General features: G+C 74.1%; 18 protein-coding genes. All 18 read left to right on the top strand.

Annotated elements, in window-relative coordinates; all coding sequences use genetic code 11:
• Nucleotides 1–12 precede the first annotated feature (12 nt).
• A complete protein-coding gene (locus tag PV341_RS18285) occupies nucleotides 13–663 on the top strand; it encodes an aspartate aminotransferase family protein (protein WP_500358382.1) in 651 nt (216 codons plus the stop codon).
• Nucleotides 660–1,979 (top strand): DegT/DnrJ/EryC1/StrS family aminotransferase, encoded by a 1,320-nt coding sequence (locus PV341_RS18290; protein ID WP_500358384.1) that lies wholly within the window; start codon nucleotides 660–662, stop codon nucleotides 1,977–1,979. Before PV341_RS18285 ends, PV341_RS18290 begins: the two co-directional genes overlap by 4 nt.
• The gene (argC, locus tag PV341_RS18295) at nucleotides 1,972–3,036 is read left to right on the top strand and encodes an N-acetyl-gamma-glutamyl-phosphate reductase (protein ID WP_500325467.1); all 1,065 of its coding nucleotides are present in this window, start codon (nucleotides 1,972–1,974) and stop codon (nucleotides 3,034–3,036) included. The genes PV341_RS18290 and argC overlap by 8 nt, the downstream gene beginning before the upstream one ends.
• Nucleotides 3,033–4,895 (top strand): M20/M25/M40 family metallo-hydrolase, encoded by a 1,863-nt coding sequence (locus PV341_RS18300; RefSeq protein WP_500325466.1) that lies wholly within the window; start codon nucleotides 3,033–3,035, stop codon nucleotides 4,893–4,895. The genes argC and PV341_RS18300 overlap by 4 nt, the downstream gene beginning before the upstream one ends.
• Nucleotides 4,892–5,704 (top strand): thiamine pyrophosphate-binding protein, encoded by an 813-nt coding sequence (locus PV341_RS18305; protein WP_500358385.1) that lies wholly within the window; start codon nucleotides 4,892–4,894, stop codon nucleotides 5,702–5,704. Before PV341_RS18300 ends, PV341_RS18305 begins: the two co-directional genes overlap by 4 nt.
• On the top strand, nucleotides 5,701–5,919 hold the full coding sequence (locus PV341_RS18310) for a hypothetical protein (protein WP_500358387.1): 219 nt from the start codon (nucleotides 5,701–5,703) through the stop codon (nucleotides 5,917–5,919). The genes PV341_RS18305 and PV341_RS18310 overlap by 4 nt, the downstream gene beginning before the upstream one ends.
• Entirely contained in the window at nucleotides 5,916–6,134 is a 219-nt protein-coding gene (locus PV341_RS18315; protein WP_500358389.1) for a hypothetical protein, read from the top strand. The genes PV341_RS18310 and PV341_RS18315 overlap by 4 nt, the downstream gene beginning before the upstream one ends.
• The gene (locus PV341_RS18320) at nucleotides 6,131–7,075 is read left to right on the top strand and encodes a transketolase family protein (RefSeq protein ID WP_500325462.1); all 945 of its coding nucleotides are present in this window, start codon (nucleotides 6,131–6,133) and stop codon (nucleotides 7,073–7,075) included. Before PV341_RS18315 ends, PV341_RS18320 begins: the two co-directional genes overlap by 4 nt.
• Nucleotides 7,063–8,316 (top strand): ATP-grasp domain-containing protein, encoded by a 1,254-nt coding sequence (locus PV341_RS18325; RefSeq protein ID WP_500325460.1) that lies wholly within the window; start codon nucleotides 7,063–7,065, stop codon nucleotides 8,314–8,316. Before PV341_RS18320 ends, PV341_RS18325 begins: the two co-directional genes overlap by 13 nt.
• A complete protein-coding gene (locus tag PV341_RS18330) occupies nucleotides 8,313–9,662 on the top strand; it encodes an amidohydrolase family protein (RefSeq protein WP_500358391.1) in 1,350 nt (449 codons plus the stop codon). The genes PV341_RS18325 and PV341_RS18330 overlap by 4 nt, the downstream gene beginning before the upstream one ends.
• Nucleotides 9,659–10,888, top strand: a complete 1,230-nt coding sequence (locus PV341_RS18335; protein WP_500325456.1) for an MFS transporter — start codon at nucleotides 9,659–9,661, stop codon at nucleotides 10,886–10,888. The genes PV341_RS18330 and PV341_RS18335 overlap by 4 nt, the downstream gene beginning before the upstream one ends.
• Nucleotides 10,889–11,181: 293 nt before the next feature.
• Nucleotides 11,182–11,802: a sigma-70 family RNA polymerase sigma factor gene (locus PV341_RS18340; protein ID WP_500358393.1), complete on the top strand. Its 621-nt coding sequence runs from the start codon at nucleotides 11,182–11,184 to the stop codon at nucleotides 11,800–11,802.
• Nucleotides 11,802–12,218 carry an acyl carrier protein gene (locus tag PV341_RS18345; RefSeq protein ID WP_500325452.1) on the top strand — a complete coding sequence of 139 codons (417 nt, stop codon included), beginning with the start codon at nucleotides 11,802–11,804 and terminating at the stop codon, nucleotides 12,216–12,218. The genes PV341_RS18340 and PV341_RS18345 overlap by 1 nt, the downstream gene beginning before the upstream one ends.
• Nucleotides 12,211–12,633 (top strand): hypothetical protein, encoded by a 423-nt coding sequence (locus tag PV341_RS18350; RefSeq protein WP_500358394.1) that lies wholly within the window; start codon nucleotides 12,211–12,213, stop codon nucleotides 12,631–12,633. Before PV341_RS18345 ends, PV341_RS18350 begins: the two co-directional genes overlap by 8 nt.
• Nucleotides 12,630–14,042 carry an aldehyde dehydrogenase family protein gene (locus tag PV341_RS18355; RefSeq protein WP_500358395.1) on the top strand — a complete coding sequence of 471 codons (1,413 nt, stop codon included), beginning with the start codon at nucleotides 12,630–12,632 and terminating at the stop codon, nucleotides 14,040–14,042. Before PV341_RS18350 ends, PV341_RS18355 begins: the two co-directional genes overlap by 4 nt.
• Before the next feature lie 48 nt (nucleotides 14,043–14,090).
• On the top strand, nucleotides 14,091–14,555 hold the full coding sequence (locus tag PV341_RS18360; protein ID WP_500325446.1) for a DUF4188 domain-containing protein: 465 nt from the start codon (nucleotides 14,091–14,093) through the stop codon (nucleotides 14,553–14,555).
• Between the two features lie 17 nt (nucleotides 14,556–14,572).
• Nucleotides 14,573–16,285: an acetyl-CoA carboxylase carboxyltransferase subunit alpha gene (locus tag PV341_RS18365; RefSeq protein ID WP_500325444.1), complete on the top strand. Its 1,713-nt coding sequence runs from the start codon at nucleotides 14,573–14,575 to the stop codon at nucleotides 16,283–16,285.
• On the top strand, nucleotides 16,269–16,451 hold a 183-nt coding region (locus PV341_RS18370; RefSeq protein WP_500358397.1), incomplete at its 3' end, for a hypothetical protein. The genes PV341_RS18365 and PV341_RS18370, both read left to right, overlap by 17 nt.

Here is a 16,451-nt window from a genome sequence, read left to right on the forward strand (position 1 = left end):
AGAACCCCACCCATGGAAGCGTTCGACACCGCCACGGTGCTCACCCGGGTCCTCACGTCGGGCGTGGTGATGAGCATCGAGAAGAGCGACCGCGAACTGCCCGGCCTGGAGCGGCTGCTCACCCGGCGCACCGGCCGCGCCAGGGCCGCGCTGTTCAACAGCCGCAGCGGCGCCCTGCACGGGGCGCTCGCCGGGCAGGGCATCGGCCACGGCGACCGCGTCGCCGCCCGGCCGGGCGCCGGCGACCGGGAACGCGCGTTCCTGGACTGGCTCGGCATCACCGCCGTCGCCGGCGCCACCGGCGACGCCGCGGGCCCGGTCCCGTACGACCTGGTCGAGCTTGACGCCGGCAACGCCCACGACCTGGCCCGGCGCGCCGCCGCGGGCACCGCGCCGGTGCTCGTCGTCGACCTCACCGGCCTCGGTTTCGGCCCGGCCGCCGCGGTCCTGACCGACGACCCCGCCGTGTGGGCCCGCGCCGAACGGCTCAAGATCTTCGGCGCGTACGACCTGCGCACCATGTGGACGCAGGAGGAGGCCGACCCGCGACTGGTGCCCGGCGTGCAGTTCAACTACCGGCTGAGCCCGCTGGTCGCCGCCTGCGTCCGGATGGCCCTCACCCAGGCCGCCCCGCCGGGCGACCTCTCGGGAGCTGACTCATGATCACCGACTTCCCCGCGGCACCCCTGCCGCTGCCGCACCCCGACGACGTGACCGCCGAACTGGCCGCCCTCGGCGGCGCGCCGGTCATCCCCAGGGACCTGCGCCGCACCCTGTTCCCGGTCATCACCAAGGAGGACGTCTTCAACCTCCTGCTGGCCCAGCGGCAGGACCCCGACAAGATCGTCGCCGACTTCGCCGAGGCCTACCGGGCCTACGTGGGCGCGGCGTTCGCGCTGCCCACCGCCAGCGGCACCTCCAGCCTGCACATGGCGCTGGTCGGCGCGGGCGTCCGGCCCGGCGACGAGGTGATCGTCCCGGCGTTCACCTTCATCGCCACCGCGCAGGCCGTCGTGGCCGCGCACGCGGTCCCGGTTTTCGTCGACGTCGACCCGCGCACCTACTGCATGGACCCGGCCGCGGCCGAGGCGGCGGTCACCGAGCGCACCCGCGCCCTGATGCCCGTCCACGTCCACGGCCTGCCCGCCGACGTGACCGCGCTGCGCGCCCTGGCCGACCGCCGCGGCCTCGCCCTGGTGGAGGACGCCTCGCACGCCCACTCCGCCCGCGTCGGCGACCGCGTGGCCGGCTCCTTCGGCGACGCCGCCGGGCAGAGCCTGATGGCCGACAAGAACTTCCCGCTCGGCGGCGAGGGCGGCATCGCCTTCTTCGCCGAGCAGGAGTCGTACGACCGGGCCACGGCCTACCTCGACCGGCACGGCATCGACTACGGCATGGCCTGGATCGCCGCCGCCTTCGGCGCGAGCCAGTTGCAGCGGCTGCCGTACTACGACGCGGTCCGCGCCCGGAACGCCGCCCTGCTCGGCGAGGCCCTGAAGGACACCGGCCTGTTCACCCCGCCGTACGTGCCCGAGGGCCACGTCCACGCCTACAACATGTACCGGGTCACCCTGCACCCCGAGGCGATCGGCCTGGCGGACCTGCCCGCGTACGCGGTCAAGGAGGCCGTCCACGAGCTGCTGGTCGCCGAGGGCGTACCGGCCCGCGAGTGGCAGAACACGCCCATCCCCTGCCACCTGCCCTTCGTGCACCGGGCCGGCTTCGGCGGCGGTCACCCCTTCACCCTCAACCCGGGCGCCGTGCGCGACCACACCCCGCAGGACTTCCCGGTGATCCGGCACATGCTCGACACCACGCTCGTGCTCTGCCGCGAGCTGCGCTCCCCGGTCGAGTACGAGCGCATCCTGCGCTACGCCGACGCCTTCGCCAAGGTCGCCCGCCGGCCCGACGCGATCCGCAAGCTCGTCCAGGAGGGCGACTTCCGCCGTCCCTACGAGAAGGCGGCCCGCCTTGGCTGACACCACGCCCGGCACGGTCCGGGTCGCCGTCGCGGGGGCCAGCGGCTACAGCGGGGGAGAGCTCGTCCGGCTGCTGCTGGACCACCCCGGCGTGGAGCTCGCCTTCCTGTCCGCCGAACGCGCCGCCGGTGCCGCGCTCGGCGCCGTCCACCCGTGGCTGCGCAACCACCCGCGTGCCGCGGGGCTGACGCTGCGCCCGCTGCGGGAGCTGGCCGACGAAGGCAACGACGTCGACGTCGCCATCTCCTGCCTGCCCACCGGCACACTGCCCGGGCTGCTGCCGCTGCTGTCCGGGCACGCCAAGCGGGTCCTCAACGTCGCGGGCGACTTCCGGCTGCGCGACCCGGGCGAGGTCCGCGCCCACTACCCGCGCACCGCCGAGCAGCCGGCCGCCGAGGACTTCGCGTACTACGTCCCGGAGCTGTCCCCGGCCGTCCCGCAGGGCCGCTTCGTCAACCTGCCCGGCTGCATGGCCGTCGCCTCGGTCTACGCCCTGCACCCGCTCTTCGCGGACGGGCTCGCGCTGCCCGAGGTCGTCGTCGACGCCAAGACCGGCTCCACCGGCGGCGGCCGGGACAGCGGCGAGCACCCCGCCGAGCGGGCCGGCAACTTCCGTGTCCACAAGCCCTTCGGGCACCGGCACGCCCCCGAGATCCGGCAGGCCATCGCCGACCTCACCGGCACCGTGCCCGAGCTGCGCTTCACCAGCCACAGCCTCGACGTGCCCCGCGGCATCCTCGTCACCGGGTACGCCCGGCTGCGCGAGGGCGTGACCGGCCTGGACGTCAAGCGCGCCTACGCACGCGCCTACAAGGGCCGCCCCTTCGTCAAGGTGCGCCCCGCGCCCAGGGCGCCGCAGGACTTCCCGATGCTCAAGGCGGTCGTGGGCTCCAACGTCGCCGAGGTCGCCGTCGTCGTCAAGGACGACCAGGCCGTCGCCGTCGCCGCCCTGGACAACCTGGTCAAGGGCGCGGCCGGGCAGGCCGTCCAGGCGATGAACCTGCTCTGCGGCCTCGACGAGACCGAGGGCCTGCCCCGGACGGCGGTGGCACCGTGACGTCCCCGTACCGGCCCCTGTACGTCGTCAAGGTGGGCAGCGCCACCCTCGCCCGCGGCGCGATCCTCCACGAGCTGTCCGACCTCGTCGCCCGCGGCGCCCGCGTCCTGCTCGTGGCGGGCGGCGCCGTCGGCATCGAGCGGCACTACACCGCCCTCGGGCGCGCCATGCCCGAACTGCGCCTCGCGAGCGGCGACACCGTGCGCTACTGCCCGCCCGAGGAGATGACGCACATCGTCGACGCCTACGAGCGGGTCACCCTGCCCTCGGTCGAGGCGGGCCTGCGCGACCTGGGCCGTACCGTCCTCACCGCCGTCGCCGCCCGCGGCGGGCTCGTCGGCGGGCGCGCCAACCGGCCGCTGAAGACCGTCACGCCCGAGGGCCGCAGCCGCGTCGTGCGCGACCACCGGGCCGGGGTCCCGCAGGACGTCGACACGGCGGCGCTGCGCGCCCTGCTGGACGCGTACGACGTGGTGTGCGTGTCGCCGCCGGTGCGCGACCGCGACGGGGGCGCCCCCCTCAACGTGGACGCCGACGTCCTGGCCGCCGCCCTCGCGCGCGCCCTGGACGCCGACCACCTCCGCCTCGTCACCGGCACCGCCGGACTGCTCACCGACCCCGCCGACCCGGCGTCGACGCTCCGCCACGCCCACCCCGGCGAGGCCGCGCGGTACGCGGGCGGCCGCATGCGGCAGAAGGTCCGCGCCGCCGAACTCGCCCTCGACGGGACCGGGGACGTCGCCATCACCGGCCCCCACACCCTGGCCGAGCCCACCGGCTGGACCCGGTTCTGGCGCGAGGCGCCCCCCGAGCAGGACCTGACCCTGCTCGGCCGCGCCGCCGGCATCCCCTCCGTCTCCGGGGACGAGCACGAACTCGCCGCCTACCTGCGCGAGTGGTGCGCCGGGCACGGCATCGACGCGCACATCGACGCCGTGGGCAACCTCGTCGCCACCCGCGGGGACGGCCCGCGCCGCCTGCTGCTCCTCGGGCACCTCGACACCGTGCCGCACCACTGGCCGGCCGCCTGGCGGGACGGCGAACTCTCCGGCCGGGGCACCGTCGACGCCAAGGGGAGCCTCGCCGCGTTCCTGGAGGTGCTGGCCGCGGCCGACGTCCCGGACGACGGCCAGCTGCGGGTCGTCGGCGCCGTCGAGGAGGAGGTCTCCTCAGCTAAGGGTGCCTTCCACGCCCGCGACCACTACCCGGCCCACGCCGTCGTCGTCGGCGAGCCCAGCGGCTCCGGCACCCTCACCCTCGGCTACTTCGGCCTGTTCAAGCTCCGCCTCACGGCCACCGCCGCCAGCGGCCACTCCGCGGGCATGGGCGCCGTCACCGCGCCCGACCTGCTGCTGCGCGCCGTCGCCGGCATCCGCGCCGCCGTCGCCGCCCACGCGCCCGACGCGCTCAGCGCCCTCATCGACGTCCGCACCCACGACTCCCGGGAGGCCCAGCGGGCCGTCGGCACGCTCAACTTCCGCATCCCGCCGGACGCCGACCTCGCCACCGTCCGCAAGGCCGCCCTGGTGCTCGACGCCCCTGGCGACGGCCTCGCCGTCGAGGTGCTCCGCGCCACCCCCGGCGTCGCGGGCGGCCGCGCCACCACCCTGGCCAGGTCCTTCGGCCGCGCGTTCGCGCGCGCCGGCATCCGGCCCCGGCACGTCGTCAAGAAGGGCACCTCCGACATGAACACCCTCGCCACGACCTGGCACGGCGTCCCCATGGTCGCCTACGGGCCCGGCGACGCCTCCCTCGACCACACGGACGCCGAACGCCTCCCGGCCGACGAGTACCGCCGCGCCCGCGGCGTCCTCGCCGACGCCGTCCGCCACTGGTTCACCTCCGGCGGCGCGGCATGACGCCCGCGACCGCCGTACGGGAGACCGCGCACCCGCCGCTCGTCGAACGGGCCCGCCGCGCCCGCGAACTCGTCGTCGACATGGCGGCGAGCCCCCGCGGCTGCCACCTGGGCGGGAGCCTGTCCGTCCTCGACGTCCTCGTCGCCGCCCTCGACCACGCTGCCGCGGCGGACGACGGCACCCAGGTCGTCCTGAGCAAGGGCCACGCCGCCGCCGGCCTGTACGCCGCGCTCCACGTCACCGGCGTGATCCCGGACAACCCCGCCCCGCACTACGGTCTGGCCGGCCGGCCCTACACCGGCCACCCGGGACCCAAGGTGCCGGGCGTGGTGTTCCCGACCGGGAGCCTCGGCCACGGCGTGGCGTACGCCGCGGGCTGGGCGCTCGCGCAACGGCTGCAGGGCGGCACCGGCAAGGCGATCGCCGTCGCGGGGGACGGCGAACTCCAGGAGGGCCTGGTATGGGAGACCTGCCAGGTCGCGGCCGCCCAGCGGCTCGGCGGGTTCGTCCTGGTCGTGGACCGCAACGGCGGCCAGAACGACGGCATGGTGGCCGACATCTCCCCCCTGCCGCACCTCGCGGAGCGCTTCGCGGCCTTCGGCTTCGACACCGCCGAGGTCGACGGCCACGACCTGGGCGCGCTGTCGGCCCTGTTCGCCGCCGACCGGTCGGCCGCCACCCGCCCGCTCGCGGTCGTCGCGCACACCGTGAAGGGCAAGGGCGTGCCGCCCGTCGAGGGGAAGGCCGCCTCGCACTACGTGACGATCGACGCCGCGCGCGCCGCCCAGTGGAAGCGACTGATCCGATGACGTTGTCCGGGCGCGACGCCTACCGCGCCGAACTCGCCGCGCTCGCCGCCGGGGACGACCGGGTCCTGTGCCTGGAGGCCGACCTCGGCGGCAGGGGTCACCCCTTCCAGCGGGCGCACCACCGTGGCCGGTTCGGGGCCTTCGGCGGGGACACCGCCACTCGTCCCCTCGCGGTCGCCGTGTGCGCCGCTCCGTGGAAGGGACCGTTGCGATGACGTTGTCCGGGCGCGACGCCTACCGCGCCGAACTCGCCGCGCTCGCCGCCGGGGACGACCGGGTCCTGTGCCTGGAGGCCGACCTCGGCGGCAAGGGGCACCCCTTCCCGCGGGCGCACCACCGTGGCCGGTTCGGGGCCTTCGGCGGGGACACCGCCACTCGTCCCCTCGCGGTCGCCGTGTGCGCCGCTCCGTGGAAGGGACCGTTGCGATGACGTTGTCCGGGCGCGACGCCTACCGCGCCGAACTCGCCGCGCTCGCCGCCGGGGACGACCGGGTCCTGTGCCTGGAGGCCGACCTCGGCGGCAAGGGGCACCCCTTCCAGCGGGCGCACCCCGAACGGTTCCTCAACCTCGGCATCGCGGAGGCCGCGATGGTCGACATGGCGGCCGGTCTGGCCGCCGCCGGATGGAAGCCGTTCGTCTCGACCTTCGCCCCCTTCGCCGCGCTGCGCGCCGCCGAGAGCCTGAAGCTGACCCTCGGCTACCTGCGCGCCGGCGTCACCGTGGTCGCCCCGTACGCGGGCGTGTCCGGCGCGTGGTTCGGCACGACGCACCACTGCCTGGAGGACCTGGCCGTCCTGCGCAGCATCCCCGGCGTGACGATCGCCGCGCCGTACGGGGAGGCCGAGATGCGCTCCGTGGTCCGCGCCGCGGTGCGCTCCGGACGTCCGCACTACATCCGCACCGGCCGCAACGCCGCGTACGAGAGCCTGCGGGCGCCCGTCGCGGAGGGCGGCACCGTCACCTGGGAGCACCACGGCTCCGGCGCCGCCGGCGAGCGGTGCCTGGTCTCGGTCGGCGAGGAGGGCACCCGGCTCGCGCTGGCCGCCCGCGCGGAGTGCCCCGGCACCGCGCACGCCCACCTCACCTACCTGGACCACGCCCACCTCTCCCGCGCCGCGGCCGAACTCGCCCGCCACCACCGCCGCTTCGTCGTCGTCGAAGAGCACCGCACCGAGGGCGGCGTCGCCGAGGCCCTCGCGCTGCTGCTGCCGGCCTGCGAGGTCACCTCCGTCGGCGCCGGCCACGGCTGGCCGTCCGAGGGCGGCGACCACCAGGAGGTGATGGCCGCGCTCGGCCTCCACCTGCCCGCCGTGCTCCGCGCACTGAATCCGATCCCGCACCAACCGAGGGGGTTCTCATGCACGTACTGATGGTCGAATGCAATCCGAACGGCGTCGCCGGCATCGCCAACGCCCTGTCCCTGGGCCATGAGGTGACGCTGGTCAGCGCCGACCCCGGCTTCTACGTCGCCGCGTCACCGCTCGCCGAGCCGGCCTTCGCCCACCCCCGCTGCCGGGTGATCACCAGCGAGTCCGCGTTCTCCATCGACGCGCTGGAGCAGCTGGCGAAGGAGGTGCACGCGAGCAGCCCGGTCCACGGCGTGACGACCTACAGCGAGTACCACACCGTCCACACCGCCTCCGTCGCCCGCGCCCTCGGCCTGCCCGGGATGAGCGTGGAGGGCGCCCTCAACGCCCGCCACAAGCACCGCACCCGGCTCACCCTCGCCGGCACCGACGTGCGCCAGCCGCGCTTCGCGCACGCCCGCGCCCTGGACGAGGTGGAGGCCGCGATCCGCGAGGTGGGCTTCCCGTGCGTGGTCAAGCCCTCCGACGGCACGGCGAGCCTGCACGTCCTGCACCTCACCGGCGAGGAGGACCTGGCGGCCTACCTCGCCGACCTGGCGGAGGTCGCCGACTACGGGCGCGGCGTCACCCGCATCCCGGACGTCGTCGTCGAGGAGTTCGTCGAGGGCGAGCTGGTCTCCGTCGAGGCCGTGGTGCTGGACGGCGGGGAGATCGTCAACCTCGGCATCACCGACCGCTGCCTGAGCGGCTTCCCGTACTTCATCGAGATGGGCGCGACGTACTTCCGCGGCCACCCGCTGCAGGACGAGCTGTTCGAGATGAACGAGAAGGCGCTGCGCGCCCTCGGCATCGACTTCGGCTTCATCCACGCCGAGTACCTGCTGTCCGCCGACGGCCCGGTGCTGTGCGAGGTCAACGGCCGGCTCATCGGCGGCATCGTGCCGCAGCTGATGAAGATCTCCAGCGGGGTGGACCCCTACCTGGAGGTCATCCGCCAGGCGCTCGGTCAGACGCCGGACCTGCCCTTCCCCGGCACGGTCACCGCGAGCGGCCGCTGGTTCGGCTCGCCGGTCGAGGGCACCCTGCGCGCGGTGGACTTCACCGCGCTCAACGAGCAGCCGGGCTTCGTCGAGGCCCTCAGCTACCGCGCCCCCGGCACCGGTGTCGCGCGGCTGTCGAAGAGCAACTTCGACTGGCTCGGCCACGTGATCTTCACCGGCAACGGCCGCGCGGAGGCCGGGGGCCGCTGCGAGGCGGCGCTGGACCGGATCGCCGTCGACCTGTCCGTCCAGGTCGCCCGGTGAGCGCGCTCCGGCGCGTCGCCGTCCCCCTCCTCGACCCGCAGACGCTGTACGACGTGGAGGTCGGCGAGGGGGTCTTCACCCGGATCGAGGCGGTCGCCGACCGGGACGTCCGGGCCGGCGGCGAGCCGGAGCTGTGGCCGGGCTTCGTCGAGGCGCACGCCCACCTCGCGCTGCCCGCCAACTTCGACGACTCCCTCGACGACGCGCGGATCTCCGCCCTGTCGTACCTCTTCCACGGCGTCACGCACGTCGTCGACATGTTCGGCTTCCCGCTGGTCGCCGACGCCTGGGAGGCCGGCCGCGCCACGTCCCCGGTGCCGTACCCGCGGCTGGCGCACTGCGGCTACGCGGCCACCTCCATGCGCGACGGCGAGGGACTGACCGGGCACGGCGTGGAGTTCCCCGCTCCGGTCTTCATGCTCGGGGTCGGCGACGACCTGGAGCCGCTGATCACCGCCAACCGCGCGCGCGGCGCGACCTTCCTCAAGGTCATGTTCACCGACGGCACCGAGCAGCCCGGCACGGCCCGGCGCTTCTCGCGGCTGCCCGCGCCCGTGCTGGAGCACGTCGCGCGGGTGGTCCACGCGCACGGGCTGCCCGCGATCCTCGACTGCAACACCCGCGAGGAGGTCCTGCAGGCGTACGCGTACGGCTTCCGGCTCTTCGCCCACCCCGTCCGCGACCTGGAGCTGACGGCGCAGGACTGGCACGCCCTGGAGGGGGCGCGCTTCATCTCCACCCTCGGCGGGCTGTACCCGATGGTCATGGAGCGGGAGGACTTCCGGCGCGAGTACGGCAGGCCCGGCTTCCGCGAGACCCAGGACCCGGCCAACCTCGACTTCGTCGCGGGCGTCGAGGAGCCCTTCGGCATCCGCTTCGGCTGCCAGGACACCCGCACCGCCGCGCTCGCCACCATGCGGGCCAACAGCCTCCGGGCCCTGTCCCGCCGCGGCATGCTGGTCGGCACCGACTGCGGCAACACCGGCGCCTTCCACGGCTACAGCCTGCTCGGGGAGCTCGACCGGCTCGCCGGCGACGACCCGCGCGAGCGCGCCGCCCTGCGGCACGGCCTGCTGCGCGCCGCCACCTTGGACAACAGGCTCTTCTTCGACGAGGTGTCCGGGTCGGCACCCTCGCCGGATCTTCTTCACGAAGGCGCCCCCGCGACCTTCAACCTGCTCCCGGCGGCCGCCAAGGAAGAACCGCTGTCCACCCTGCCCGAACTCACCGTCGCGGCAGGCGTGGTGGTCGACCGCCAGGCCGTCGCGCAGGAGATCAGGTCCCTGCGGGCGACCCCCTCGGGAGGGAAGGTCGGCCTGCACCACGACGAGAGGTCGGACTCGTGAACGCAACGGCGAAAAGGACGCTCGCCGGTGTCTGCGTCGGCATCGCGCTGGCGCACGTCGGCAACTACATCTACTTCCCGCACCTCGTCTCCACCCTGGGCGTCGAGTACAGCGGTTTCTGGGCCGGGTTCGTGATGTTCCTGACCTACGTGGGCCGGCTGTCCTCCACCTTCTTCTACGAGGGGCTGGGCGCCCGCCTCGGCACCCGCGGCAGCGTCATCGCCGGCATCGCCCTGGAGGCCGTCGCCCTCGGCCTGATGGGCTTCGCGGACGGGCTCGTGGCGTACGGTCTGTGCGCCTTCTTCGTCGGTTTCGGGTCGGGCATGTCCTTCCCGGGGCTGAAGAACATCCTGGGCGCGCTGCCGGAAGAGCACCGCGCGAAGGCCTTCTCGTACTTCCAGATGGCCTGCCAGACCGGCGTCATCGCCGGTGCGGTCGTCGGCGGGCTCTTCCTGTGGGCCGACATGCGCGTGCTGTTCGGGGTGGTCTTCGCGCTCTTCGCGGGCTACTGCCTGGCCGCGGTCTTCGTCATCCCGCGCGACGAGGAGCAGGACCGGGCGGCCGCCGCAGCGACCCCGCTGGTCAACTTCGCGGTCCTGAAGGGCCTGAAGGCGGGTGCGGGCACGCGCTACTTCTTCCTGTCCAGCCTGTTCTGGATCATGTCGATCAGCTTCCTGGTCGGCATGCCGCTGTTCATGGAGGAGTACGTCAAGGGGCTGCCGGTCTCGGCGCCCTTCTGGATCAGCGGCATCACGCTGATGGCGCTGCAGTACCCGGCCTTCCGGTTCATGATCAAGCACTTCCGTCCCGGGCAGGTCATGGCGGTCGCGTTCGGTGCGATGGCGCTGGCGTTCGTCCTGTTCGGCGCGGGGCGGAACGTGCTGTGGGTGGTGGTCGGCTGCTTCGTGGTGGTCTTCGGGGACATCCTCTTCACGCCCTCGTTCGACCTGTGGGTCACCCGGCGGATCCCGGCGGACCGGCTGGCGCGCGCGATGGGCGCCATGCACTTCTTCCGCAGCTTCGGCAACATGGCCGGCACGCTGGTCGCGGGCGCCCTGTTCGACCTGGCCCACAACACCGGGATCCCGGGGCTCAACTGGTACCTCACCGCCGCCCTCGCGGCCGCCTGCGCCCTGGTCAGCCTCGGCGTCTCCGCCCGCGAGCGCACGGCCGAACCCGGCCCCGACCCCGAGACGACCCCCGCCCCCGCGCCTTCGGCGGCCTAGGGAGGGTCGGGTGCACCCGCGGCACCGCACCCGTGCGGTGCCGCCGTGGGGCGCGCCCAGGCGTGCGCCACCGTGACCCGGTCCGCGCACCGGACGCACCGCTGTCCAGGTGCGGCCAGGCCGCTTGCTGACAGCGGGCACCGCTTGCCCGCAAACCCCCGCGCCGGGTTGCATGGAATACGCACCCGTCGAAAGTCCGGTAATTTCCAGACGGAGGAATCCCAATGACCCGGAAGGGGAATGCGGAGCTTCTGGCGGGGTGTGCGCGAGGGGAACAAACGGCCTGGGACGAGATGGTCGAGCGATTCGGCCGGCTCGTCTGGTCCGTCATCCGGAGCCACCGGATGAACGACGTGGACGCCGAGGACGTACGGCAGTTGACCTGGTTCCGGCTGGTGCAGAATGTGGACCGCATTCGCGACCCGGACCGGATCGGTGACTGGCTCGCCACCGTGGCGAGGCGTGAATCCCTCAAAGTGGTGACACGGGGAAAGCGACTCGTCATGGTGGGGGACAGCCAGACCCTCGAGGTCCTGTCCGGCCACCACGAGAGCCCCGAGCAGATCACCCTGCGGGCGCACCGCAAGGAAGAGGTCCTGCGGGCCATCCACGGCCTGTCGGACCAGTGCCGCGGCGTGCTGCGGATGGCGCTGGAGGACCCGCCGGCCTCGTACGAGGAGATCTCTTCGGCGCTGTCGATGTCGCTGGGCTCGGTCGGCCCCATCCGCACCCGCTGCCTGCGCAGACTGCGCCGCGCGCTGGCGGCCGCGGAGGAGGGCGAGCCCGTGCCGCCGTCCGGGCCGGCGCCCTGCGGGCGGTGCCCGGGGGGCGAGGTGTCCGGTCCGGGGCGGTCGGCGGATCTGGTGGGGGAAGGCCCCGAAGCCGCGGCCGGCCGAGCTGCCGGATGGGAGTGATGCGCATGCCTCGCTATGACGTCGAGGAATTGGTGCGGTCCGTCGTCGTGGAGGCGATGGGAATCGACCCGGAGAAATACCATCCCGATCTCGCCTTCGCCTCCGACCTCGGCCTGGAATCGCTCGACCTGCTCGACGTGTTCTTCCGGATCGAATGCTGCGTCCCGGTGGTCCTCTCCGTCGAACGGTGCGGCCGCTATCTCCAGGGCGAGGTCCCGGACGAGGAATTCTGCGACGCGAACGGAATCATCAGCCGGCGCGGTCTGGAAAGGCTGGCGGTCGTCATGCCGCAACTCGACCCCGAAGTCTGGGCGGGGAGACTCACCCTCGACCGGATGCTGGAGCGGCTGACCGTCGGGAACCTCGTCGCGATGGTCGAGCACATGCTGGCCGAAGGGCGGCCGGTCCATGCCTGAGGAATCGGCGGGGGCGTCCGCGGAGGGCAGGACCGTGGTGCGGGTGGGCAGTTGCGACGTCCACGTGGACTCCTTCCGGAGGCTGGTGGCCTGGCACGGCCCCGAGGCGCTGCGGCTGCCGGCCGGCGGCGCCTCGGCGGTCGGCTGGTCGCTGCGGCAGGCCGCGCTGCGAGCCCTGGCCGCGCCGCCCCGGGTGGGCGGCCGCTGGGGCGACATCGACGTACGGGGCCCCGAAGGAGGGCCCTGGACCCTGCTGTTCAAGGGAGAGCTGGCGCGCTTCGCCGACACGGTGCTCAGCGGTGACGTCAACGTGACCGTCACCGCCGACGCCGGCCGGGTCACCGCCTTCGCCGTGCTGACCCGCCGCGAGCGCCCCGCCACCCCCACCGACGACGAGACCGAGGTACGCAGGTGAGCACAGCGACCGAGACCGGGCTGCTGGTCAGCCGCGAGATCATCACCGGCGAGGAGCTGGGTGGCGTCCCGCTCGCCGGACCCGGTGCCGTGGCCTCGGCCGCCCGCCGGGCGGCCGCCGCCGCGCCGGGCTGGGCGGCGCTGCCGGCCACCGACCGGGCCGAGGTGCTGGGGCGCGCCGCCGGGCTGCTCCTGGAACGCGCCCAGGAGGTCCAGGACCTGCTGGTCCGCGAGGGCGGGTCGATCCCCGGCAAGGCCTTCTACGAGGTCCACGCCGGCGCCGGGGAGTTACGGCACGCCGCCGAACTGGTGCGGGAGCCCGAGGCCCCGCACGGCCCCGGCTCCGACCCCGGCAGGCAGACCGAGGTGCGGCGGGTGCCGCTGGGCGTCGTCGGGGTGATCGTCCCCTGGAACTTCCCGCTGCTGCTGGCCCTGCGCTCGGTCGCCCCGGCCCTCGCGCTGGGCAACACCGTGCTGCTGAAGCCCGATCCGCACACCCCGCTGTCCGGCGGCCGCGTCCTGGCCGGGATCCTCGCCGACGCCGGGCTGCCGGGGGGCGTGCTGGAGGTGGTGCACGGCGGCGCCGACACCGGCCGGGCCCTGGTGCAGGCACCGGACGTGGCCATGGTGTCGTTCACCGGCTCCACCGAGGCCGGGCGGGAGATCGGCGCGACCTGCGGCCGCCTGCTGAAGCGGGTGGTCCTCGAACTCGGCGGGCAGAACGCCTTCGTCGTCCTGCCGGACGCCGACCTCGAACAGGCCGCCTCCGCCGGTTCCTGGGGGTCCTTCCTGCACCAGGGCCAGATCTGCATGGCCGCCCGCCGGCACCTCGTCCAGCGCGAGGTGGCCGCGGAGTACACCGCCGCGCTCGCCCGGCACGCCGGGGCACTGCGGATCGGCGACCCGTACCGCGAGGACGCGCAGATCGGGCCGGTCATCGACCAGCGGCAGCTCACCTCGATCGCCGCCGCCGTGGAGAACGCCATCGCCCAGGGCGCCCGGCTGGTCACCGGCGGCCGGGCCCGCGGACCGTACTTCCCGCCGACCGTCCTGGCCGACGTCACCCCGCTGATGGACATCTTCAGGACCGAGGTCTTCGGCCCGGTGGCCACGATCACCGCCTTCGCCGACGACGGCGAGGCGGTGGCCCTGGCCAACGCCTCCGACCACGGACTGACCGCCGCCGTCTACACCTCCGACGCCGAACGCGGCCGGGCGCTGGCCCGCAGGATCCGCTGCGGCGTCGTCCACGTCGGCGACCAGACCGTGGGCCACGACCCCCGGCTGCCCTTCGGGGGCGTCGGTGCGTCGGGCAACGCCTCCGGCTTCGGCGGCCGGGCCGCCCTGGAGGCCTTCACCCGCTGGCACACGCTCACCAGCAGCGTCCCGCCCCGCGGCTACCCGTTCTGAGCCTGTACCCACCGTTCCGAGCCGAGCAGATCCGAGAGGAGCGCCCCCGTGGCAGGCAAGGTCGAGACCGTACCCCAGGTGGCGGACCCGCCCGAGGGCACCGTCCTCTTCCTCATCGGGATGAGGATCAACAGCTTCTGGAAGGTGCACCGCTGGCTGCCGTCCTTCCTGGCCATGTTCCCGATGCTGATCGAGCTCAACAAGCAGAAGGACCACGGCTTCCTGGGCTCGCGCACCTGGCTCAACCGCACCGTGATCATGGTCCAGTACTGGCGCAGCATGGACGAGCTGATGGCGTACTCGCGCAACACCGAGGCCGCCCACCGTCCCGCCTGGGCCCGCTTCAACCGCACGGTCGGCAACGATGGCGCCGTCGGGATCTTCCACGAGGCCTACGTCGTCGACCCCGCCCGGACGCACACCGTCTACCGCAACATGCCGCCGTTCGGCATCGCCAGGGCCACCGCCGGCCGGCCGCAACGGCCGCTCGCGCAGGTCCCGGACCACGGATAGGGGAGGGGGACACCGCCGTGACACAGCAGCAGGGGCCGGTACGGGCCGGCCAGGACGTCCAGTGGCGCAGGTGCGGGGCGTGCGGCGCCTTCATCTACGGCAAGCGGCTGGACCGCAACCGCAAGGTCTGCCCCGAGTGCCGGTTCCACTTCCGCATACCGCCGGACACCCGGATCGAGCAGCTCGCCGACCCGGGCAGCTTCCGCGCCTTCCCCGACGACCACCGGCCGCGCGACCTGCTCGGCTTCACCGACAGCAAGCCGTACCGGGACCGGCTGCGCGACGCCCAGGCCAGGACCGGACGCAACGACGCCGTGCTCGCCGGGCGCCTGACGATCGAGGGCCGCCCGCTGGTCGCCGCCGTGCTCGACTTCAGCTTCATGGGCGGCAGCATGGGCTCGGTGGTCGGCGAGACCATCGCGGCCGCGGCCCGCCAGGCCCTCGCCGAACGGCTGCCGCTGCTGCTGGTCGCCGCCTCCGGAGGGGCCCGCATGCAGGAGGGCGCGCTCTCCCTGATGCAGATGGCCAAGACCTCGCAGTGGATCGCCGCCCTGCGCGAGGCGGCGCTGCCGGTGATCAACCTCAACACCGACCCGACCTTCGGCGGCGCCAGCGCCTCCTTCGCCATGCTCGGCGACGTCATCCTCGCCGAGCCGGGCAGCCTGATCGGCTTCGCCGGACCGCAGGTCATCCGCAACACCATCCGCGAGGAGCTGCCGCCGGGCTTCCAGAGCGCGGAGTTCCTGCTGGAGCACGGCATGATCGACGCGGTCGTGCCGCGCGAGAACCAGCGCGAGCACCTGGCCCGGCTGCTGACCCTGCTCGGTCCCTCGGTGCCCGAACTGCCGGACCCGGCGGGCGCCGAGCCGCTCACCACGCCCGTCCCAGCCGTGCGCAGCACCCGCGACACGGTGGCGCTGGCGCGCACGATCCAGCGGCCCACCGCGCGCGAGTACATCGGCTACGTCTTCGACGACTTCGTCGCCCTGCACGGCGACCGGGCCTTCGCCGACGACCGGGCGCTCGTCGGTGGCATCGCCCGGCTCGGCGGCCAGAGCGTGGTCGTCCTCGGCCACCAGAAGGGCCACGACACCGCGGAGCTGGTGAGCAGCAACTTCGGGATGCCCAACCCCGAGGGCTACCGCAAGGCGCTGCGGCTGATGCGGCTGGCGGACCGGTTCGGCCTGCCGATCGTCGCCCTCGTCGACACCCCCGGAGCCTTCCCCGGCATCGGCGCGGAGGAGCGGGGCCAGAGCCTGGCCATCGCCGAGTGCATCCTCGAACTCTCCCGGGTCCGCGTGCCCGTGGTCTCCGTCGTCACCGGCGAGGGCGGCAGCGGCGGGGCTCTGGCCCTGGGCGTCGCCAACACGGTGCTGATGCTGCAGAACGCGTACTACTCGGTGATCAGCCCGGAGGGCTGCTCGACCATCCTGTTCGGCACCGCCGAGCAGGCCGGCCGGGCCGCGGACGCGCTCCGGCTCACGGCCTCGGACCTGCTGCGCCTCGGCGTGGTGGACGCCATCGTGCCCGAGCCGCCGGACGGCGCGCACACCGCGCCGTACGCCACCGCGCTCAATGTCAAGACCGCCCTGGTACGGGCCCTGGCCCCGCTGCTCGACCTGCCGGGGGACCGGCTCGTCGAGGTGCGCCGGGACAGGTTCGACCGCTTCGGGCACCCCGACCGTCAGCCGGTAGTGGACTGGGAGAAGCGTGATGAGCACGAGCACTGAGGAGACCACCGAGGCGGCGGGCGGGAGCGCCGACGGCGCGATGACCGTGGAGGAGCTGCGGGCGCAGACCCGGCTGCTGGCCGGCGAACTGCCCGGCACCCTGCGGCGGATCACCCTGCGGGCCGGCGGGATCAGCGTGGACGTGGAGTGGGAGTCCGCCCCGGTC

This window comes from Streptomyces sp. PA03-1a (assembly GCF_033792805.1).
Classification (GTDB): Bacteria; Actinomycetota; Actinomycetes; order Streptomycetales; family Streptomycetaceae; genus Actinacidiphila.